The following is a 19,474-nucleotide window of genomic DNA, read 5'->3' as shown; positions in this document are numbered from 1 at the left end:
GTTAAAAATTTTCGGTAATGCTTACATCTCTTTTTAACGCGATATTGGCTTGCCAAGGTACAATACCTGTCTTAAAAATTATTAACTGACCACGTTGCGAAGAGACAAACTTGGTAAAACCGGTGGGCAGTCCGTTGCGCGGATCTGTCGTAATCATGTAAATCGGACGGGTGAGCGGATAGTCGCCCGTAGCTATGTAGTATTGATAAGGTTTGTAGGGATCGTATCCCGGAGCCTTGCGAACGGCCATCACTTTGACCACATCGGTAAACGAGGTGTTGGTCGAGTCGGCCTCATTGCCTATCCAACTGGCACCTATCACACCTATCGCATTGGGGGTTTGTGCCACATAGTCGATAACGGCCTGATTGGATTTCTGGGCATACAGCCCTTGGTACAGAGGTTTGCCCTGACACAAGGAGTCTATGGCATAGCGCATGGAACTGGAGCCCTGATTGTCGAACACGAAATTGATTTTGCCCAGCGACGAACCGGGATAGATCTGATTCCAGGCCGTAGCCTCGCCGGTCACAATCTTGCGCAACTCATCGACCGAGATGACGTCGTGCTTGTTGTTCTTGTTCACAATAAAAGCGATGCCGTCGAGAGCAATCTGTACGGTACGTACCCGCAACTGACGCGACTTGAACGACGCCTCTTCCTGCGGAGTGAGCTTGCGGGTGGCTACAGCCAACCGCACACTGTCTTGCAGCAACATGTTCAACGCCTCGGCTTCGCTCACATAATAGGGAATAATCGAAGCCTTGGGATAAGCAGCCTCAAATACGGTAATCTCTTGCTCCATGATGGGCTCGAAACTTTCGTCACAACTAATGTCGATTACCCCCGAGGTGATGGTCTCCTTCACTTTGCGCTCGCCCTTCTCGTCTTCACTGTTTTGGCACGACGAGCACGACGAAACGAGGGCTGCAAGAAGCACGACAAACGAAAATGACAGCAACTTATTCATAATCCCATTTTTTTATTTCATTCCTACGAACAATCGGTATCCCCTGAAAACTCCATATACAGCAAACACGACCCCCATAATATAGCGCACAATGTCATACAAGTTGGAAAAGAAGGTGGTGAAAAGCAACAAATAAGCCATACCCAGATAGATGGCTATCATAATCATGCCCAAAACGACATTCATACCCAGCGGACGCCGTTTTGCCTCGGCGTTCTCTTCTTCGTCATAGCGGCCGTATTTCTGTTCCATAGATATTGATTTTTTATAAAATACCCGCAACCTAAAATCATGGGATAATAGGCTGCGAGTATTATATTCACGAATCTCTTGGTTAAAACAATCGAGAGATTACAAAAGTTTAAATACAACGGGCAATGTGAAGTATACCGGCACGTTGTTACCGTTTTGCTTACCGGGAATCCACTTGGGCATGCTCTTCACAACGCGGATAGCCTCCTTGTCGCAAGTGGGGTCCAAACTACGCAATACAGTCACGTTGTCGATGGTACCGGTCTTCGATACGACGAATCGCAGAATTACACGACCCTGAATACCGTTTTCCTGAGCGATAACCGGGTATTTGAGGTTATCACGGATAAACTTCATCAGCTCGGCTTCGCCACCGGGGAAGGTAGGCATCTGCTCTACAGCTTCGTAGGGTTTCTCTTCCTCTACGACAGGTTCGGCAATCACTTCGCGGAAGTCGGCAATATCCTGACCGTGTTCTTCGTCATTACCTTTTACGTCGGCGATAGAGATGTTTACTTTCGACTGAGTCAACTCGTCTTGCGACTTCAACTCTTCTTCGTCAGAAACCTCTTCGTCTTTCTTGATTACAGGTGCGGTAAATTTGATAGAACTCTTCAAGGGAGGGGGGGGAGGCGTTTCTACCAAGGGTTGAACCTCTTGTTTCTCTACCTCGGCCTCGGGCAGTTGCGACATTTCTACTACGGTAGAAATCTCTTCTTCAGCTTCACCAATCTTGAAAGAATCCACAATATACGGGAGCGCAAAGGCAAAAGCTACAACACAGATAACACCTACGGTGGCCCATGTGTAACGCTTAGGCGAATTTACCCGCAACAGGTATGCGCCGAATGCTTTGTTTTTCCCGACAAAAACTAAGTCGCACCATTCTTTCGAAGTTAAATCTACATTCTTTGACATTTTTCTTCTCCTTTAATGTGTACTATTAGTTCTTCAATGCGGTGTCTATCTGATCGGAAAGAGCACCTTTCTTCTCGTAATTCTCTATCAGGAACAGGTCGCCTTCGGTGATATCGACGATGGCATAACGGCCAATATCGCAGATAATCATCTCGTCGAGGGCATCGATCAGGTTGCGGTACGAAGCACCGTTTTTACCATTCTCATCAGCCAGTTTGGCCTTGATCATCACCACAGGCGAACCTTTGGTTTTCTTGGCCTCGGTAACCAGCGAATCGAAAGTCACCTCGTCGATCTCTTTTCTCTTTTTACGTTCCTTCAAATCTTTCACCTTGTTCACAACGGTCTTGTTGCGTTCAAGGAGGAGAGCTCTCAGACCATCTGCTCCATAAGACGATTCAACCAGCGAGGTATAATCTTCGTATTTGGGTTGTCCCAGGTAGTAGAATACCCGGTCGTTGTCGCCCAACAGGATGGTTATAGCCTCCGATTCCTTCACCTTATTTTGCTCTTCTTCTGTTACCTTGTCGTTGGTAGGCATACTGATCTCCATTGTCTGGGGTTTGCTCAACGTCGTACAGAACATGAAGAAGGTGATCAAAAGCATGTTCATATCAACCATGGGAGTAAAGTCCACATGGATTTTCATTTTCTTCTGTTGTCCTTTCTTCCCGCCTTTACCCGAGTCTTTTACTTCTACTTCTGCCATAATTCAATTCCTTTCATGACTTTAGTTATTTTCTTCTTCTGCGGGTAAACTCTTCAATGAAGTAAGCAGATTGTAACGGTTTTCCTTGATGTCCTGCAACGAACTCATCACGTTTTTGATTTTGTCATAGGGGGTCGACTGGTCGGCCTTGATGGCAATCTTCAAATCGGGATTGTTCTTGCGGGCAGCACGTACCCATTCCTTAAACTCGTTGTTGGTACTGTCGCAGGGGATACCGTAGTTTTTGAGGGTCTTATCCTGGATATCGGATTTCAGATCAAGGAAACCCGGCATCTGTTTGATAGGTACACCAAACGAGTTTGCCAATCTGAACTTATTTATTTGCTCGGGAGTAAACGAGACTCCGTACATACTACTCATTGCGTTCAATACATTCACCCTATCCTCTTGTTTGTCGAGACTGATAAAGATTTTCCCGGACGGCTCGATCAAAACCTGAAGCACATTGATTTCAGGGATTTTGATTTCGGATACCGAAGAGGGGGTACTCACTTGCACAGGCTCTTTCTGAACGAAGGTCGATGTCAGCATGAAGAAAGTAAGCAGAAGCACGGTAACGTCACTCATCGCGGTCATATCGATGAGCGTACTCTTCTTTTTTACTTTTACTTTAGCCATATAATGGTCCTTTCGATTTTATGCCGATTACTTGTGAGTAGCAGCGAATGTGTTAACAATGCAGAAACCTACCTCGTCGATAGCGTAGGTGATGTTGTCGATTCTGTTAGAGAAATAGTTATACGAAATTACAGCGAGTGCACCAGTTGCGATACCGAATGCCGTGTTTACAAGGGCCTCGGAAATACCGGTCGACAGGGCAACCGAGTCAGGAGCACCGGCAGTGGCCAGAGCCTGGAACGATTTGATCATACCCAACACAGTACCGAGAAGTCCGACCAGCGTACCCAGCGTCGTCATGGTAGCAACGATAGGCAAGTTCTGTTGCATGGCAGGCATTTCGAGAGCGGCAGCCTCTTCGAGTTGTTTTTGGATAGCCTCGATTTTTTGTTCTTTCGACAGCGTGTCGTCGTGTTCAACTTCGCCGTAGCGGATAAGAGCCGAAGCAACTACGCTGGCAACCGTACCACGTTGTTTCTCGCAGAGAGCTTGAGCACCGGCGATGTCGCCTTTTTCCAAAGCAGCTTTTACAGCAGCTACGAATTTGTCGACGCTACCTTTACCTTTAACGCTCAACATGGCGATGAAACGCTCAACCGAGAGAACGATTACCGTCAACAGCAAAGTTTGCAGAATAGGTACGATGAAACCTCCTTTATAGATTGTACCCAGCAGATTCAGAGGATGTCCACCCTCGGGATCGCCACCTTCAAAGTTTGTAGGAGCACCAAGTACTTGAGTAAATACCACCAATGCGATGATAAAACAGATGATGATTACAATGAATGCGTTTTTTATACCGCGCACCTTGTTCTTTTTAGCTTTTTTAGCTTCCATAATTAAATAAAATCTAAGTGTTTGTATTAGTTATTTAGTTCAGTTCAATCCTTTATTTCACCCGTTCGGCACTGTATCCCGCGAAATTATCCTCGCTCGCACACTGCCTATTTCATAAAACGTATACACTCCTACATTTATTATATGCAAAGGGCTCTTTCCGAGGGCTCATCCCTTCTTTTCGAGTCCAATTGTTACCTTTTTTGCATTTGTGCGTCAAATGTAGCACAATATTTCGAGAGAAAAAAATAATTCTCTTTTTTTTTCTGTGACACTTTGTTCTCTATTTCCGATGTAGACAGGGAATCACAACCGCTTTACAATGAGTTTTTTTGCATCTTCTCCACCTCGTTTACGGGTGTATTCGAAAGGGCGAACCGACTGCCGATATTCCTGAATCTCGGACTTGCCACTCGATCGGGCGAAGCCGGTCGAACACCTTATTTTAAAGGGAAATTACCCGACCTTCCGCAACAACCGGCCTACCCCCACATGCACCCTGGAAAGGGACAGCAGACGACACCGCTTTAAAAAAAATAGAGATAAGTTTCTATCAGAAACCGAAAAGAATTGTAATTTTGCCAAAAATTTCATTTTCTACATCCATGATGAATCATGTAGTCAAAATCAAAAAAGGGCTCGACATTCAGTTGGAAGGTGCTCCAGCCCTTGAAATATCCAACTCGACAAACAGTCAGCTATACGCCATTATCCCCGACGATTTTACGGGATTGACTCCCAAGGTCGACGTCAAACCGGGCGACAAGGTTCTGGCCGGTTCGCCAGTCATGCACGACAAGACGCTCACCGATGTAGTGGTCACTTCGCCCGTAAGCGGCGAGGTAGTTGCCGTAGAGCGCGGCGAACGGCGCAAGGTGATGAAGATCACCATCAAGCCCGACGCCACACAACAAGCCGTCGAGTTCGGTAAAGTATCGCCCGACACGATGCAGGCAAGCGACCTGAAGGCGCTGCTGCTGAAGTCGGGCACGTTTGCATTTATCAAGCAACGTCCCTACGACATTATCGCCAACCCCAACACGACGCCGCGCGACATCTTCGTGACGGCATTCGACTCGGCCCCGCTGGCCCCCGACTATGCCTTTGTGCTGAAAGACGAGATGCACCACCTCGAAACGGGGTTGAAGGCGCTGGCACGGCTCACCCCGGGCAAGGTCTATGTGGGTGTTTCCAAACGGTCGCCCATCGAGGTCAAGAACGGCGAAACGGTCGTATTCGACGGTCCCCACCCCGCCGGCAACGTAGGGGTGCAGATCAACCACATCTCCCCCATCAACAAGGGTGAAATCGTGTGGACCATCAACGCCCTCGACCTGCTGTTCATCGGACGACTGCTCGAGACGGGTCATGTCGACTTCTCGCGGCTGGTGGCCGTCACCGGTGCAGAGGTGAACAAGCCCCACTATGTGCGCACCTGCGCCGGAGCGTCTATTGCCTCGATTACCCAGGGCATGGTCAAGCCGGCCGACTATGAGCGCCGCTACATCAGCGGCAACGTGCTCACCGGGTTCAACGCCGGAGCCGACGGCTATCTGGGTGCCCGACAGGCCCAGGTGACCGTAATCCCCGAAGGCAACAACTGCAACGAGTTCATGGGCTGGGCATCGCTCAATCCCCACAAATACAGCATGAGCCACTCGTACCTCTCGTGGCTGCTGGGCAAGAAACGTCGCTACGACATCGACGCCCGTATACGAGGCGGCGAGCGGGCCATCATCATGTCCGACGAGTACGACCGGGTATTCCCCATGGACATCTATCCCGAATACCTCATCAAGGCCATCCTGGCGTTCGACATCGACAAGATGGAGAATCTGGGTATCTACGAAGTGGCTCCCGAGGATTTTGCCCTGTGCGAATTTGTCGACACCTCGAAACTCGAGTTGCAGAAAATCGTGCGTAACGGCCTCGACCACCTGATGAAAGAGATGAACTAAGAGAAACAATAACCATTTTAATACAAAACAACTTTGAAAGCTTTAAAGAATTATATAGACAAAATCAAACCCCACTTCGAACCGGGCGGGAAATTGTCTATGTTCCAATCGGTATTCGAAGGGTTTGAATCATTCCTGTTTGTTCCCAACACCACCTCGCGTTCGGGAGTACACATTCACGACAGCATAGACTCGAAACGGACGATGACGGTCGTTATCGTCGCCCTGCTGCCGGCCCTGCTCTTCGGTATGTACAATGTGGGCTATCAGCACTACCTGGCCATAGGCGAGCTGGCACAGACGTCGTTCTGGTCGGTCTTCCTCTTCGGATTCCTGGCCGTGCTGCCCAAAATCGTGGTATCGTATGTGGTGGGTCTGGGCATCGAGTTTACCGCCGCACAGTTGCGTCACCACGAAATCCAGGAGGGCTTCCTGGTATCGGGTATGCTCATCCCCATGATTGTGCCGGTCGACACCCCGCTGTGGATGATTGCCGTGGCTACGGCCTTTGCCGTCATCTTTGCCAAAGAGGTATTCGGCGGTACGGGTATGAATATCTTCAACATCGCACTGGTAACGCGTGCGTTCCTCTTCTTTGCCTACCCCTCCAAGATGTCGGGCGACGAGGTGTTCGTACGCACGGGCGATACCTTCGGCCTGGGTGCCGGACAGGTTGTCGAGGGCTTCTCGGGAGCTACCCCGCTGGGGCAGGCTGCTACCCACACGGGCGGCGGTGCCCTGCAGCTGACCGACATTCTGGGTAACACGCTCTCGCTGCACGACATGTTCCTCGGGTTCATTCCCGGCTCCATCGGCGAGACTTCGACGCTGGCCATCCTCATCGGTGCCGTCATTCTACTGGCTACGGGCATTGCCAGCTGGCGCGTGATGCTTTCGGTATTCGCCGGCGGTATCGTGATGAGCCTCATCTGCAACTGGTTCGCCAACCCCGACATCTATCCGGCTGCACAACTCTCGCCCCTCGAGCAGATTTGCCTGGGCGGTTTTGCCTTTGCCGCCGTATTCATGGCTACCGACCCGGTAACGGGCGCACGTACCAATACGGGTAAATACATCTTCGGTTTCCTGGTGGGTGTGCTGGCCATCCTCATCCGGGTATTCAACAGCGGATACCCCGAAGGTGCCATGCTGGCCGTGCTGCTTATGAACGCATTCGCCCCGCTCATCGACTACTTCGTGGTCGAGGCCAATATCCGCCACCGTCTCAAACGAGCCAAAAACTTGACAAAATAGAATTACAGCTATGAACAAACAAGGTAATACATATACGCTCATCTATACCGCGGTTATGGTCATCGTCGTAGCCTTCATTCTGGCTTTCGCCGCCATTGGCCTCAAACCTGCCCAGCAGAAGAATATCGCTATCGACAAGATGAGCCAGATACTCAACTCGGTCAATATCGTGTCGACTCCCGAGAATGCTCAGGAGCTGTACGGCAAATACATCGACGACTCGTTTGTAGTCGATGCCAACGGCCAACTGGTCAAGGGCGAATCGTTCTCGATGAATATCGCCGACCAGCTGAAGCTGCCCGAAAGCCAGCGCACGCTGCCCATCTTTATCTGCACCGACGACTCGGGCTCGCCCAAATACATCATCCCCCTGTCGGGTGCCGGTCTGTGGGGCCCCATCTGGGGATACATCTCGATCGAGAACGACGGCAATACGGTCTACGGTGCCTACTTCGCTCACCAGAGCGAGACCCCGGGCCTGGGAGCCGAAATCGAGAAACCGCAGTTCCAGAAACAGTTCCAGGGCAAACACTTCTTCATCGACGGTGCCTTCATGCCCATCGCCGTGGAGAAGGCCGGACGGAAACCGCAAAACGGGGCCGACTACGTCGATGCCGTATCGGGTGGAACCATCACGAGCAAAGGGGTACAGAGCATGCTGCAAAGTTGCGTGGAACCCTATGCCCAATTTTTAGAATCGCTCAATTCAAAGAATATATAAGCCATGTTGTCAAAAAAGAATAAAGAGATACTTTTAGGGCCGCTCTCCAAGAACAACCCGGTGATCGTGCAGATATTGGGTATCTGTTCGGCCCTGGCCGTAACGGCAAAACTCGAACCGGCACTCGTCATGGCCGTATCGGTGACTGCCGTCGTCGCTTTCGCCAACGTCATCATCTCGCTGCTGCGCAATACCATCCCCAACAGCATCCGCATCATTGTACAGCTAGTAGTGGTTGCGGCACTGGTTATCATCGTAGATCAGGTGCTCAAAGCCTATATGTACCAGGTGAGCAAACAGCTCTCGGTCTTCGTGGGGCTCATCATTACCAACTGTATCCTTATGGGACGCCTCGAGGCCTTCGCGCTGAGCCATAAGCCCTGGGAGTCGTTCCTCGACGGTGTGGGCAACGGCGTAGGCTACGGCATCATCCTGGTCATCGTCGCCTTCTTCAGAGAGCTGCTGGGCTCGGGCACCCTCTTCGGGTACCAGGTTATCCCCCAACAACTCTACGACTGGGGCTACCAGAACAACGGTCTGATGATACTCCCGCCCATGGCGCTCATCACCGTGGCCTGCATCATTTGGGTACACCGCTCCCGCAATAAAGATTTGCAACAATAAGAAACCGCGATAAGCTACTTGATATATGGAAAATCTAAATCTGTTCGTCAGGTCTATCTTCATAGACAACATGATATTTGCCTACTTCCTCGGTATGTGCTCCTACCTGGCCGTATCGAAGAACGTGAAAACGGCATTCGGTCTGGGTATCGCCGTCACCTTCGTGCTGGCCATCACCCTGCCGGTCAACTATCTGCTCGAAACCTACGTGCTGAAAGCCGGCGCCCTCAAATGGCTGGGTCCCGAATATGCGCAACTCGACCTGAGTTTCTTGAGTCTGATTATGTTTATCGCCATCATCGCCTCGATGGTGCAGCTCGTCGAGATGTTCGTCGAGAAATACTCGCCCTCGCTCTACGCCTCGCTGGGTATCTTCCTGCCGCTTATCGCCGTGAACTGTGCCATCCTGGGTGGTTCGCTCTTCATGCAGCAGCGCAACTTCCCCACGGTAACGAGCGCCACCGTCTACGGTATCGGCTCGGGACTGGGCTGGATGCTGGCCATCGTCTGCCTGGCTGCCATTCGCGAGAAGCTCAGCTACTCCAACATACCGGCACCGCTGCGGGGCATCGGCATCACGTTCATCATCACCGGCCTGATGGGTATCGCCTTCATGAGCTTTTTAGGAATCAAACTTTGAAAGGAGAGTCACGATGTTATTAGCAATAAGTTCCATGTCAACGACAATCATATCGAGCATTGTTTTATTCTTGGGCGTATCGCTCCTGCTGGTAGTGATTCTGCTCATCGCCAAGAAATACCTGGTACCGTCGGGCAAGGCGGTCATCACCATCAACGACGACAAGAAGGTCGAGGTCGACACGGGCGGCAGCCTGCTGAGCACCCTGGCCAACGAGAAAATATTCCTCCCCTCGGCCTGCGGCGGAGGCGGATCGTGCGGACAGTGCCGCTGTCAGGTACTCGAGGGCGGCGGCGAAATTCTGCCCACCGAGCAGGTACACTTCTCGCGCAAGCAACAGATGAACCACTGGCGGCTGGGCTGCCAAGTGAAGGTGAAGAACGACATGAAAATCGTCGTTCCCGAATCGGTTCTGGGCGTGAAAGAGTGGGAGTGCGAGGTTATCTCGAACAAAAACGTGGCCACCTTCATCAAAGAGTTTATCGTGGCTCTGCCTCCCGGCGAGCACATGAACTTTATCCCCGGTTCGTATGCCCAAATCAAGATTCCTACCTTCGAGATGGACTACGACAAGGATATAGACAAGAGCCTCATCGGCGACGAATATTTGCCCTCGTGGGAGAAATTCGGACTCTTCGGCCTCAAGTGTAAAAACACCGAGCCCACCATCCGGGCCTACTCCATGGCCAACTATCCGGCCGAGGGCGACCGCATCATGCTGACGGTTCGTATCGCCACGCCGCCCTTCAAACCGAAACCTCAAGTGGGCTTCCAGGATGTGATGCCGGGTATCGCCTCGTCGTATATCTACACCCTGAAACCGGGCGACAAGGTAATCATGAGCGGCCCTTACGGCGACTTCCATCCCATCTTCAACTCGAAGCGCGAGATGATGTGGATCGGCGGTGGTGCCGGTATGGCTCCCCTGCGTTCGCAAATCATGCACATGACCAAGACCCTCCACACGACCGACCGCAAGATGTCTTACTTCTACGGTGCCCGTGCCCTCAACGAGGTCTTCTACCTGAACGACTTCCTCGAGCTGGAGAAGGAGTTCCCCAACTTCTCGTTCCACCTGGCCCTCGACCGGCCCGACCCGGCCGCCGATGCCGCCGGCGTGAAGTACACCCCGGGATTCGTTCATCAGGTCATCTACAACACTTATCTGAAGGACCACGAGGCTCCCGAAGACATCGAATACTACATGTGCGGCCCCGGCCCCATGTCGAAGGCCGTCGAGAAGATGCTGTGGGATTTGGGTGTACCCGAAGAGAACCTCATGTACGACAACTTCGGTGGCTAATCCATCAAGGCCACCCGTTCCATATCACCCGCCGCAAAGCTCCCGAGCCTTTGCGGCGGGCTTTTTTTGGCCCGTACGGCCACATCGGGAAGCCCGGCAGGTGTCGGTACCCGTCGGGAAAGAAAACAGACGAGAGGGCAAAAGAGATTAGAAAGTGAGCGAGGCGTAGACCCCGAAAGAGGTACCGTCGGAGACAGGCGAGATGACCAGCTGCTTGTCACGCGCAAAGGGACGGGTATAGATATAGGCACTGCCGGCACCGATAAGGGCTCCGGCGGCCACATCCCACCAGTCGTGCCGGCGGGCATAGGTACGGGCCCAACCCACATAGGCGGCCACGGCATAGGCCGGAGCACCCCACGCCCAACCGTAGCGACGCTGCACGAAGGCCGCATTGGCAAAGGTAACCGAGGTGTGTCCCGAGGGGAACGAGAGGTTGTTGCTGTGGTCGGGCCGCTCCTTGTGGACGGCAAACTTGAGCAGATAGGTGGCACCCAGGGTAGTCAGCCCGGTAAAGGCAGCCTGCTTGAAACCGGTCCAGTCTTTCATGGCCAGCATGGCCGAAGCCGTGGCTACCGGCATGGCCACCAGCAATACATCGCTCGAGACCTTCACCGCCTGGCGGCTCCGGCTCAACCCTTCGGCCCGCACCGACTGGCCAACCACCAGCAATGCCAAGACCACAGAGAGAATAATACGTTTCATCACGACCACAGGGTTATAAATTTGGGAACAAATATCAACAGCCCCACCACGACCGACATGATGGCCACGATGAGCACGGCCCCGGCTGCCAGGTCCTTGGCATGCTTGATGGCCTCGTCGTAATCGGGCGACACCCGGTCGCACAGAGCTTCGATGGCCGAGTTGATGCCCTCGGCCGCCAGCACGACACCGATGCAGAGCACCACGGCCGCCCACTCGAGAGCCGACAGCCCCACCAACGCACCGACCACCACCACACACACGGCTACAAAACAGTGTATCCAGGCATTGTGCTCGCGGCTTATCAACCGGGCGATGCCGCGCCCGGCATACTTGAAGCTGCGGGCTCGAGCGGCAAGACTGAATTTTTTCTTTTCCATGGGCTTTTCTCTTTGAGGGACAAAGATACGTCTTTTGCCCGCGAATCGCAATATACCGGGCGTCTGAAGTATTCATCCATATGACCGTACTCTTCCCTCTCCCACTCGGAACAAGGAAGGCGGCACCCTCGAAAGGTTCCGCCTGAAAACAAAATACCCCGGCCTGACGACCGGGGTACTGTTTAATCCTATAATTGAACTGTCAATTATTTCTTGCGATTGCCGTAACGGCTCATGAACTTGTCCACACGACCTGCGGTATCCACGAGTTTCTGTTTACCGGTGAAGAAGGGGTGCGACGAACTGGTGATTTCCAGCTTTACCAGAGGATAGGTAACGCCATCGATTTCGATTGTTTCTTTGGCTGCAACCGTTGAACGGGTGATAAAAATTTCGTCGTTCGACATGTCTTTGAAAACTACGGGACGGTAGTTATCAGGATGGATTCCTTTTTTCATTGTTATATCGTCTTTTTAATATTATCAAATGTTCACGTTGGTAGCGTGATTTTTTCGTAATGGCTTGCAAATGTAGGGATAAGTTTCGACTTAGAAAAATATTTACTTCACTTTTTCACAAAAAAAGTCCGGCCGGCGCTTTTGGCACCGGCCGGGACCTGATTTATTCGTCGATTATTCAAATTCGATGAGCGGGTCGTTGGTACCTACCACGTCGTTCTCTTTTACGAGAATGCGTTTTACCTTACCGTTGAGGGTCGAGAGAATATCGTTCTCCATCTTCATGGCCTCGTATACGAGCACCACGTCGTCCTTCTTCACCTGGTCGCCTACTTTCACTTTGATTTCGACTACCTTGCCACCCATGGGAGCGTCGATGGTGGGGCCGGTGATGGGCTCAACGGGAGCAGCCTCCTGAACCTCTTCCTTCTTCTCTTCGACAGCCGGTTTCTTGGCCTCGTATTCGGCGGCACGCACGCCTTTCAAGAAGGTGGTAGCCACGTTGGGGAAGAGCTCGAGCAACAGGTATTCCTGTTCGTTCTCGGCCAGCTTCACGCCACCGAACTCGGGCAGCACGGGATTCTCGGGAGCCTTGTACGAATTGGTATCGTAGGGCGTCTCGATGGGGCTGCCGGTAATCTTCTCGCGGAACTTGGGATCGACGGGTACCGGCGTCTTACCGTACTCTCCTTTTACCAAGGCCTTGAACTGGTTCGAAACCGTCGTGTATTCGGGGTTGCCTTTCAGGCGGTCGAGGGCGCAGCTTACAGCCTGGCTACCTACGATTTGGCTGGTAGGCGTAACCAGAGGCACCAGACCGGCATCGGAACGTACCTTCGGAATCAGCTTCATGGCGTCGTCGAGTACGTGCTCGGCCTTGAGCTGTTTGAGCTGAGCCACCATGTTGGAGTACATACCGCCGGGAACCTCGGCCTCTTTCACCAGTTCGTTGGGTTTGGGGAAACCGAAGTAGTTTTCGATGGCGTGGCAAGCGTCGAGCAATGCGGGCTCGTCGTTGCGTTTGGCCGCATCGATAGCCGTATCGAAAAGTTTGTCGATGTTGTCGGGCAGCTTGTCGATGAGCGGGTCGAAGGCAATGGGGAAGGAGTCTTTCTTCAGGTCGTAGGCGGCGAGCTCGCGGCGAATGCCCAGCAACTCGGCACGAATCTTGCTCACGGCGCTCATGTTGACCTCCATCTCCACGCCCAGTTTCTGGCAGAAGATGTAGAGCAACTCGATGGCCGGAGCAGCCGAACCGCCACCGAAATACCAGATGTTGGTATCGAGAATGTCTACCCCGTGTATCACGGCCATGAGCGACGAAGCCAGACCGTAACCCGGCGTACAGTGGGTGTGGAAGTCGACGGGTACCTTCAGTGCCTTTTTCAACTTAGGCATCAGCGAGGCGATACGCGACGGATTTACCAGACCGGCCATATCTTTCAAGGTTACCATCTTGGCACCCAGTTTCTCGAAGCCGACAGCCTTCTCTACGAAATAGTCGTCGGTAAAGATGGGTTTGGGCAACTTCTTGCCGAAGAGGGCTTTCACCCGGTCCATAAAGGTGATGGTATAGTGCGGGTCTACCGTGTAGCATACGGCACCATCGGAGATAGCGCCCACGGCATTTATCTTTTCGACCGACGACTTCACGTTGTTCAGGTCGTTGAGAGCATCGAATATACGCATAATTCCCAACCCGTTGGCTACGGCCTCGCGATAAAAACCGTCGAGTACCGAATCGGGATAAGGGGCATATCCAAACAAATTGCGTCCCCGAGAGAGAGCAGTTAAATACGAAGCGCCGCCAATAGCATCGCTAATGGTTTTGAGGCGGGTCCAAGGGCTCTCGTTCAGATAGCGCATCACCGAGTCGGGTACTGCACCACCCCATACCTCCATGGCAAAGAAGCCGGCATCCTTATAATAAGGCAATACCCGGTTTATCTGCTCCTGGGTAAGACGAGTTGCGAACAAGGATTGTTGCCCATCACGAAGGGTAAGATCTCGAATTTTCAATTTTCTTGACATAGCAATCTGATTTAATAGGTGTTACTTTTTTCCACATTACATGATTTCAAGCATACAAATATAATATTCTTTAACTTATAATCAAAAGAAAAAGCGTACTTTTGTATCTCGAACGAATTTTCAAGGCATTCGCGTATGTTCAATTTCTTCCATAAAAAGTCTGCCGAAAAGCCTCTATTCCCCTATACAACAGAGGTTCACTGCCATATACTGCCGGGCATCGACGACGGTTCGCCCGACACCGAGCACTCGCTGCCCCTGCTGCGCCAGATGCGCGAATGGGGCATCGAAAAGGTAATCGCTACCCCTCACGTGACCGAAGCTACCTTCGAGAATACCCCGCAAACCGTGGGCGATGCCTACGACCGGCTGTGCCGCGAACCCGAGTTTGGCGAGCTGGGCATACAGTTGTGCTACTCGGCCGAGTATCGCATGGACGACAATTTCCTGGCCATACTGCAACGCAACGAGGTGATGCCCATGCCGGGCAACCACCTGCTCATCGAGAACTCGTTTCTGCAACCTTTCTGGAACATCAAGGAGCTGGTCTTCGACCTGCAGCTCAAGGGCTTCTCGCCCATACTGGCCCACCCCGAGCGGTATGCCTATTACTACGACGACAAGAAAATCTATCAGGAGCTGCACGACCAGGGATGCGAATTTCAGGTCAACCTGCTCTCGCTGGCCGGCTACTACAACAAGCGGACGAAAGAGGTGGCCGAGTGGCTGGTCTCGAAACAGATGGTCGATTACCTGGGCAGCGACATGCACAACAGCAACCACGCCCAGCACATAGGCCGCTACCTCGCCAGCAAGGAGTTTGTGCGCCACATGCGCAACATTACCCCCCGTAACAACACCTTGTAAACATACTCCCCCTATACGACAAGAGAGGCAAGTCACGCACTCGCCTCTCTTGTTGCATCTATTGTAGTTATCTTTAATCGAATATTCCCTCGATACTCTCCATCGGAGCCTCCTGGGCGGGCTCTTCGACGTAGGAACCGCCACTGCAGGGGTCGGCATACTCGGCCGGAATCTCAAAGTTGCTCTGCTGTGAATAGCCCAGCGTGGGGTCGGCATAGACCTTCTGCATGTAGAGGCCGTAGATAGGCAGGGCCATGCTGGCACCCTGACCGTCGGCCATGCCGTCGAAGTGAATCGAGCGGTCCTCGCCACCTACCCACACGCCCGAAACCAGGTCGGGGGTAAAGCCCATGAACCAACCGTCGGAGTTGTTGTTGGTCGTACCCGTCTTGCCACCCATCGGTGCCGTGATGCCGTAGCGGTAACGCACGCGGCCGCCGGTACCGTGGTCGATGACGTCGCGCAACATGGGCAGAATGCGGTAGTAGGCCTGTTCGCTGAAGACTTCGGTCATCGTGGGGTTGAACTCGGCAATCACATTGCCCAGATTATCTTCTATGCGGGTGACATAGAGGGGGTCTACCCGCACTCCTTTGTTCGAAAAAGCGGTATAGGCGGTCACCATCTCCTCGACCGAAACGTCGACCGGACCCAGACAGAGCGATACCACCTCGTCGATTTTATTCTTGATACCGAACGAGTGCATCAGCCGCGCCAGCGACGAGGGCGACAGCTTGTCCATCAACCGGGCCGAAATCCAGTTGTTCGAGTTGGCCAACCCCCAGCGGAGGGTCACCATCTCGCCCACCCTCGCCTTCGACGAGTTGCGGGGCGACCACGCCTTGCCGTCTTCGGTGATGAGCGTGGGCTGTTCGTTCAGGAACATGTCGCAGGGGGTGAAGCCCTCTTCCATGGCCAGCGTATAGAGGAACGGTTTCACCGTCGACCCGATTTGCCGGCGGCCTACCGACACCATGTTGTATTGGAAATGCTCGAAATCGGGTCCACCCACATAGGCTTTCACATGGCCTGTATGGGGATCCATCGACATGAAGCCCGTGCGGAGGAACGACTTCTGATACCGTATCGAATCCATGGGCGACATAATCGTATCGATCATGCCGTCGTACGAGAAGACCTGCATCTCGACCGGCGTAACGAAGGCCTGCCGGATGCGCTCGTCGCTCGCCCCGGCCTGCTTCATGGCCCGGTAGCGGTCGGACTGTTTCATGGCCCGCTCGAGAATGCCCTCGCGCTCCTCCTTCGTGATGCTGCGCGAGAAGGGTGCGTAGCTGCGTCCCTTTTTCTCGGCAAAAAAGCGGGGTTGCAGGTAGTGGCCCAGATGCTCCTCGACAGCCTCCTCGGCATAGCGCTGCATGCGCGAGTCGATGGTCGTGTAGATTTTGAGACCGTCGGTATAGATATTGTATTTCGAGCCATCGGCCTTGCGGTTCTTCTCGCACCAGCCATAGAGCGGGTTGGTGGCCCAGGCTATGGAGTCGTCGACAAATTTCTGAGCCTCCCAGCCGCGGTAGTCGGCCCGGTCGGGTTTCTTGGCCGTCATCATCAAGCGCAACTGCTCTCTGAAGTAGGGCGCCAATCCCTCCTTGTGGTCGACCCGCGTGTAGTGCAACTCCAGCGGCAAAGCCTGCAGCGAGTCACGCTCGGCCTTGGTAATGTATTTGGCTTTGTACATCTGGTCCAACACCGTGTTGCGGCGCCCGCGCGTGCGCTCGTTGTAACGGCGCGGATTGTAGTACGAGGGGTTTTTGCACATGCCTATCAGCGTGGCGGCCTCCTCGATTTTCAGCTTGTCGGGGGTGGTGTGGAAGTAGATATAGGCAGCCGACTGGATACCCACCGCGTTGTTGAGGAAGTCGAAGTGGTTGAGATACATGTTCACAATCTCCTCCTTGGTATAGAAGCGTTCGAGCTGTACGGCGATGACCCACTCCTGCGGTTTCTGGAAGAGGCGCTCCACGATGTTGTCGGCACTGGGCGAATAGAGCAGCTTGGCCAACTGCTGGGTGATGGTACTGCCACCGCCGGCACTCTTCTGGAAAAAGAGTCCACGCTTGATGAAGGCCCGGAAGAGCGCCTTCACGTCGATACCCGAGTGATCCTTGAAGCGGATGTCTTCAGTAGCGATAAGGGCTTCGACCAGGTAGGGCGAGATTTCATCGTAGTGCACATACACCCGGTTACTCTTGCTCTGGTAGAAACGACCTATCACCTGCATGTCGGACGAATAGATTTCCGAAGCGAACTTATCCTTGGGGTTCTCCATATCCTCGATGGGCGGCATGTAGCCGATCCATCCCCAGGCAATCATGGCAAAAGCGACCACGGCAAGGAGCACCAGGGCACCGAAGGTAATCCACATATATTTAATTACACGAGAGGTGTCGCTAAAAGCGCTTTTAATCCTATCCACTTTCATTGTCTTTCCTATATATCTACGATTTTGCGGCCCGAGACTCACACCTGCAAATCCCTTTAAAGCCAATTACTAAAGCAAAGGTAGCAAATATATTTCATTCAACGACATATTGCAGATTTATAAAGAATATTTTTTATGGCTAAACAGTTTGGCTTTCGCCCTTTTTTTACTATCTTTGCTTATCGAAATGAATTGGCGGGAACAGACATATAATCCATTACAACAAAGGCATTTTTACAAACGCCGGGGATTATATTCTCTCCAACATAGAACGAACAGCAAGCCAGCGTGACATTCATTGTCGTGTTGGCTTTTTTTATGGACAACCATAGTGTAACCTATAAACAAATCATACCGACGATGAAACCTGAGAGTTTAGTATCTATTACCGATTTTTCAAAAGAAGAAATTCTGGACCTGCTCCAAACTGCAAGTCGATTCGAGGCTAATCCCAACCAAAAGATTCTGGAAGGCAAAGTCGTGGCCACGCTCTTCTTCGAGCCATCGACCCGCACCCGCCTCAGTTTCGAGACTGCCGTCAACCGACTGGGCGGAAGAATCATCGGCTTCTCCGACGCCAGCACCACCAGCTCGTCGAAGGGCGAGACGCTGAAAGACACCATCATGATGGTGAGCAACTATGTCGACCTGATCATCATGCGGCACCACCTCGAAGGGGCCGCCCGTTACGCCTCGGAGATTGCATCGGTGCCCGTCATCAACGCCGGCGACGGTGCCAACCAACACCCCTCGCAGACGATGCTCGACCTCTACTCGATTTACAAGACACAAGGTACCCTCTCAAACCTGAACATCACGATGGTAGGCGATTTGAAATACGGGCGCACGGTACACTCGCTGCTCATGGCCATGTCGCACTTCAACCCCACCTTCCACTTCGTCGCTCCCGACGAGTTGAAGATGCCCATCGAGTACAAGATATTCTGCGAGCAGCACCACATCCCCTACTTCGAGCACTCCGAATTTTCCGAGGATGTCATCAACCAGGCCGACATTCTCTACATGACCCGCGTACAGCGCGAACGGTTTACCGACCTCATGGAGTACGAGAAGGTAAAGAACGTCTACACTTTGCACAACAGCATGCTCGAGCACAGCAAAGACAACCTGCGGGTTCTGCACCCGCTGCCCCGTGTCAACGAAATCTCATACGACGTCGACAGCAACCCCAAGGCATACTACTTCCAACAGGCCCAAAACGGTCTGTATGCCCGGCAAGCCATCATCTGCAAAGTATTAGGAATTGAAGTTTAACCCCCACCATTTCGAAAATCATGAACGTCGAAAAGAAAGAATTAAAAGTAGCTGCCCTCGAAAACGGAACGGTGATCGACCACATTCCCTCGAACCAACTTTTCAAAGTGGTCTCTATCCTGGGCCTCGAAAACTGCCCCAACAGCATAACCATAGGCAACAACCTCGCCAGCAAGAAGATAGGTAAAAAGGGCATCATCAAGGTGGCCGACCGCTTCTTCAAGGAAGAGGACCTGAACAAGATAGCCCTGGTAGCTCCCGAAGCGCAAATCAACATCATACACGACTACCAGGTGACCGAGAAGCGCAAGGTATCGCTCCCCGACGTGGTGCACGGCATCATCCGTTGCAGCAACCCCAAGTGCATCACCAACAACGAACCCATGGAGACGATCTTCCACGTGGTCGACAAGGTGAACATTCAGGTCAAATGCCACTACTGCGAACGCTCGGTATCGAAAGACGAAATAGAAATCTGCTAACTCGCACCGGC

General features: G+C 52.5%; 20 protein-coding genes. 9 read left to right on the top strand and 11 right to left on the bottom strand.

Features of this window, described 5'->3' with window-relative positions; genetic code table 11:
- Position 1: 1 nt before the first annotated feature.
- From NW211_RS08110 to NW211_RS08085, 6 genes are all read right to left on the bottom strand, one after another.
- A complete protein-coding gene (locus NW211_RS08110) occupies positions 2-970 on the bottom strand; it encodes a PstS family phosphate ABC transporter substrate-binding protein (protein WP_087408877.1) in 969 nt (322 codons plus the stop codon).
- Between the two features lie 12 nt (positions 971-982).
- A complete protein-coding gene (locus NW211_RS08105) occupies positions 983-1,222 on the bottom strand; it encodes a hypothetical protein (RefSeq protein WP_258327517.1) in 240 nt (79 codons plus the stop codon).
- A gap of 99 nt (positions 1,223-1,321) precedes the next feature.
- Positions 1,322-2,140 (bottom strand): energy transducer TonB, encoded by an 819-nt coding sequence (locus NW211_RS08100; RefSeq protein ID WP_087408879.1) that lies wholly within the window; start codon positions 2,138-2,140, stop codon positions 1,322-1,324.
- A gap of 25 nt (positions 2,141-2,165) precedes the next feature.
- Positions 2,166-2,849, bottom strand: coding sequence for a biopolymer transporter ExbD (locus NW211_RS08095; RefSeq protein ID WP_087408880.1), 684 nt, complete (start codon positions 2,847-2,849; stop codon positions 2,166-2,168).
- 21 nt (positions 2,850-2,870) lie between these two features.
- Positions 2,871-3,488 carry a biopolymer transporter ExbD gene (locus NW211_RS08090; protein WP_087408881.1) on the bottom strand — a complete coding sequence of 206 codons (618 nt, stop codon included), beginning with the start codon at positions 3,486-3,488 and terminating at the stop codon, positions 2,871-2,873.
- 27 nt (positions 3,489-3,515) lie between these two features.
- Entirely contained in the window at positions 3,516-4,325 is an 810-nt protein-coding gene (locus NW211_RS08085; protein WP_087408882.1) for a MotA/TolQ/ExbB proton channel family protein, read from the bottom strand.
- Positions 4,326-4,933: 608 nt separating this feature from the next.
- On the opposite strand from NW211_RS08085, the gene NW211_RS08080 reads away from it, so the two are divergent.
- From NW211_RS08080 to nqrF, 6 genes are read left to right on the top strand one after another with little or no spacing between them, the layout of a single operon-like run.
- Positions 4,934-6,283, top strand: a complete 1,350-nt coding sequence (locus NW211_RS08080) for a Na(+)-translocating NADH-quinone reductase subunit A (RefSeq protein WP_258327534.1) — start codon at positions 4,934-4,936, stop codon at positions 6,281-6,283.
- A 33-nt stretch (positions 6,284-6,316) separates the two neighbouring features.
- Positions 6,317-7,537: an NADH:ubiquinone reductase (Na(+)-transporting) subunit B gene (locus NW211_RS08075; RefSeq protein ID WP_087408884.1), complete on the top strand. Its 1,221-nt coding sequence runs from the start codon at positions 6,317-6,319 to the stop codon at positions 7,535-7,537.
- Positions 7,538-7,547: 10 nt separating this feature from the next.
- Complete coding sequence (nqrC, locus tag NW211_RS08070; RefSeq protein WP_087408885.1) at positions 7,548-8,258, top strand: NADH:ubiquinone reductase (Na(+)-transporting) subunit C; 711 nt, start codon at positions 7,548-7,550, stop codon at positions 8,256-8,258.
- Between the two features lie 3 nt (positions 8,259-8,261).
- A complete protein-coding gene (locus NW211_RS08065; RefSeq protein ID WP_025279031.1) occupies positions 8,262-8,882 on the top strand; it encodes an NADH:ubiquinone reductase (Na(+)-transporting) subunit D in 621 nt (206 codons plus the stop codon).
- 25 nt (positions 8,883-8,907) lie between these two features.
- Entirely contained in the window at positions 8,908-9,522 is a 615-nt protein-coding gene (gene nqrE / locus NW211_RS08060) for an NADH:ubiquinone reductase (Na(+)-transporting) subunit E (protein WP_258327516.1), read from the top strand.
- Positions 9,523-9,556: 34 nt separating this feature from the next.
- On the top strand, positions 9,557-10,825 hold the full coding sequence (nqrF, locus tag NW211_RS08055; protein ID WP_258327515.1) for an NADH:ubiquinone reductase (Na(+)-transporting) subunit F: 1,269 nt from the start codon (positions 9,557-9,559) through the stop codon (positions 10,823-10,825).
- Between the two features lie 147 nt (positions 10,826-10,972).
- Here nqrF and NW211_RS08050 read toward each other — a convergent pair whose 3' ends face one another.
- From NW211_RS08050 to NW211_RS08035, 4 genes are all read right to left on the bottom strand, one after another.
- A complete protein-coding gene (locus NW211_RS08050; protein WP_087408888.1) occupies positions 10,973-11,530 on the bottom strand; it encodes a phosphatase PAP2 family protein in 558 nt (185 codons plus the stop codon).
- Positions 11,530-11,910: a diacylglycerol kinase family protein gene (locus tag NW211_RS08045; protein ID WP_258327514.1), complete on the bottom strand. Its 381-nt coding sequence runs from the start codon at positions 11,908-11,910 to the stop codon at positions 11,530-11,532. The genes NW211_RS08050 and NW211_RS08045 overlap by 1 nt, the downstream gene beginning before the upstream one ends.
- Before the next feature lie 206 nt (positions 11,911-12,116).
- Positions 12,117-12,368, bottom strand: a complete 252-nt coding sequence (locus tag NW211_RS08040) for a type B 50S ribosomal protein L31 (RefSeq protein WP_087408890.1) — start codon at positions 12,366-12,368, stop codon at positions 12,117-12,119.
- A 174-nt stretch (positions 12,369-12,542) separates the two neighbouring features.
- A complete protein-coding gene (locus NW211_RS08035) occupies positions 12,543-14,399 on the bottom strand; it encodes a biotin/lipoyl-containing protein (RefSeq protein WP_087408891.1) in 1,857 nt (618 codons plus the stop codon).
- A 135-nt stretch (positions 14,400-14,534) separates the two neighbouring features.
- Between NW211_RS08035 and NW211_RS08030 the strand changes: the two genes are divergently transcribed.
- On the top strand, positions 14,535-15,266 hold the full coding sequence (locus NW211_RS08030) for a tyrosine-protein phosphatase (RefSeq protein ID WP_087408892.1): 732 nt from the start codon (positions 14,535-14,537) through the stop codon (positions 15,264-15,266).
- Positions 15,267-15,339: 73 nt separating this feature from the next.
- On the opposite strand, the gene NW211_RS08025 is transcribed toward NW211_RS08030, so the two are convergent.
- On the bottom strand, positions 15,340-17,649 hold the full coding sequence (locus tag NW211_RS08025; RefSeq protein ID WP_258327513.1) for a transglycosylase domain-containing protein: 2,310 nt from the start codon (positions 17,647-17,649) through the stop codon (positions 15,340-15,342).
- A 417-nt stretch (positions 17,650-18,066) separates the two neighbouring features.
- Here NW211_RS08025 and pyrB point away from each other — a divergent pair, with 417 nt between their 5' ends.
- Both pyrB and pyrI read left to right on the top strand, forming a co-directional pair.
- Positions 18,067-18,981: an aspartate carbamoyltransferase gene (gene pyrB, locus NW211_RS08020; RefSeq protein ID WP_087408894.1), complete on the top strand. Its 915-nt coding sequence runs from the start codon at positions 18,067-18,069 to the stop codon at positions 18,979-18,981.
- A gap of 20 nt (positions 18,982-19,001) precedes the next feature.
- Complete coding sequence (gene pyrI / locus NW211_RS08015) at positions 19,002-19,463, top strand: aspartate carbamoyltransferase regulatory subunit (RefSeq protein ID WP_087408895.1); 462 nt, start codon at positions 19,002-19,004, stop codon at positions 19,461-19,463.
- Positions 19,464-19,474: the final 11 nt, after the last annotated feature.

It is taken from the genome of Barnesiella sp. ET7 (assembly GCF_024733785.1).
In the GTDB taxonomy this organism is placed as follows: domain Bacteria; phylum Bacteroidota; class Bacteroidia; order Bacteroidales; family Barnesiellaceae; genus Barnesiella; species Barnesiella merdigallinarum.
Note: the sequence above shows the minus strand (reverse complement) of the source record. Positions and strands in the feature narration are given on the sequence as shown.

Bases quoted from the DNA above. Each gene is read 5' to 3' on its own strand.
- NW211_RS08110 (WP_087408877.1), bottom strand. From the start codon at position 970: ATGAATAAGTTGCTGTCATTTTCGTTTGTCGTGCTTCTTGCAGCCCTC.
- NW211_RS08105 (WP_258327517.1), bottom strand. From the start codon at position 1,222: ATGGAACAGAAATACGGCCGCTATGACGAAGAAGAGAACGCCGAGGCA.
- NW211_RS08100 (WP_087408879.1), bottom strand. From the start codon at position 2,140: ATGTCAAAGAATGTAGATTTAACTTCGAAAGAATGGTGCGACTTAGTT.
- NW211_RS08095 (WP_087408880.1), bottom strand. From the start codon at position 2,849: ATGGCAGAAGTAGAAGTAAAAGACTCGGGTAAAGGCGGGAAGAAAGGA.
- NW211_RS08090 (WP_087408881.1), bottom strand. From the start codon at position 3,488: ATGGCTAAAGTAAAAGTAAAAAAGAAGAGTACGCTCATCGATATGACC.
- NW211_RS08085 (WP_087408882.1), bottom strand. From the start codon at position 4,325: ATGGAAGCTAAAAAAGCTAAAAAGAACAAGGTGCGCGGTATAAAAAAC.
- NW211_RS08080 (WP_258327534.1), top strand. From the start codon at position 4,934: ATGAATCATGTAGTCAAAATCAAAAAAGGGCTCGACATTCAGTTGGAA.
- nqrC (WP_087408885.1), top strand. From the start codon at position 7,548: ATGAACAAACAAGGTAATACATATACGCTCATCTATACCGCGGTTATG.
- NW211_RS08065 (WP_025279031.1), top strand. From the start codon at position 8,262: ATGTTGTCAAAAAAGAATAAAGAGATACTTTTAGGGCCGCTCTCCAAG.
- nqrE (WP_258327516.1), top strand. From the start codon at position 8,908: ATGGAAAATCTAAATCTGTTCGTCAGGTCTATCTTCATAGACAACATG.
- nqrF (WP_258327515.1), top strand. From the start codon at position 9,557: ATGTCAACGACAATCATATCGAGCATTGTTTTATTCTTGGGCGTATCG.
- NW211_RS08050 (WP_087408888.1), bottom strand. From the start codon at position 11,530: ATGAAACGTATTATTCTCTCTGTGGTCTTGGCATTGCTGGTGGTTGGC.
- NW211_RS08045 (WP_258327514.1), bottom strand. From the start codon at position 11,910: ATGGAAAAGAAAAAATTCAGTCTTGCCGCTCGAGCCCGCAGCTTCAAG.
- NW211_RS08040 (WP_087408890.1), bottom strand. From the start codon at position 12,368: ATGAAAAAAGGAATCCATCCTGATAACTACCGTCCCGTAGTTTTCAAA.
- NW211_RS08035 (WP_087408891.1), bottom strand. From the start codon at position 14,399: ATGTCAAGAAAATTGAAAATTCGAGATCTTACCCTTCGTGATGGGCAA.
- NW211_RS08030 (WP_087408892.1), top strand. From the start codon at position 14,535: ATGTTCAATTTCTTCCATAAAAAGTCTGCCGAAAAGCCTCTATTCCCC.
- NW211_RS08025 (WP_258327513.1), bottom strand. From the start codon at position 17,649: ATGTGGATTACCTTCGGTGCCCTGGTGCTCCTTGCCGTGGTCGCTTTT.
- pyrB (WP_087408894.1), top strand. From the start codon at position 18,067: ATGAAACCTGAGAGTTTAGTATCTATTACCGATTTTTCAAAAGAAGAA.
- pyrI (WP_087408895.1), top strand. From the start codon at position 19,002: ATGAACGTCGAAAAGAAAGAATTAAAAGTAGCTGCCCTCGAAAACGGA.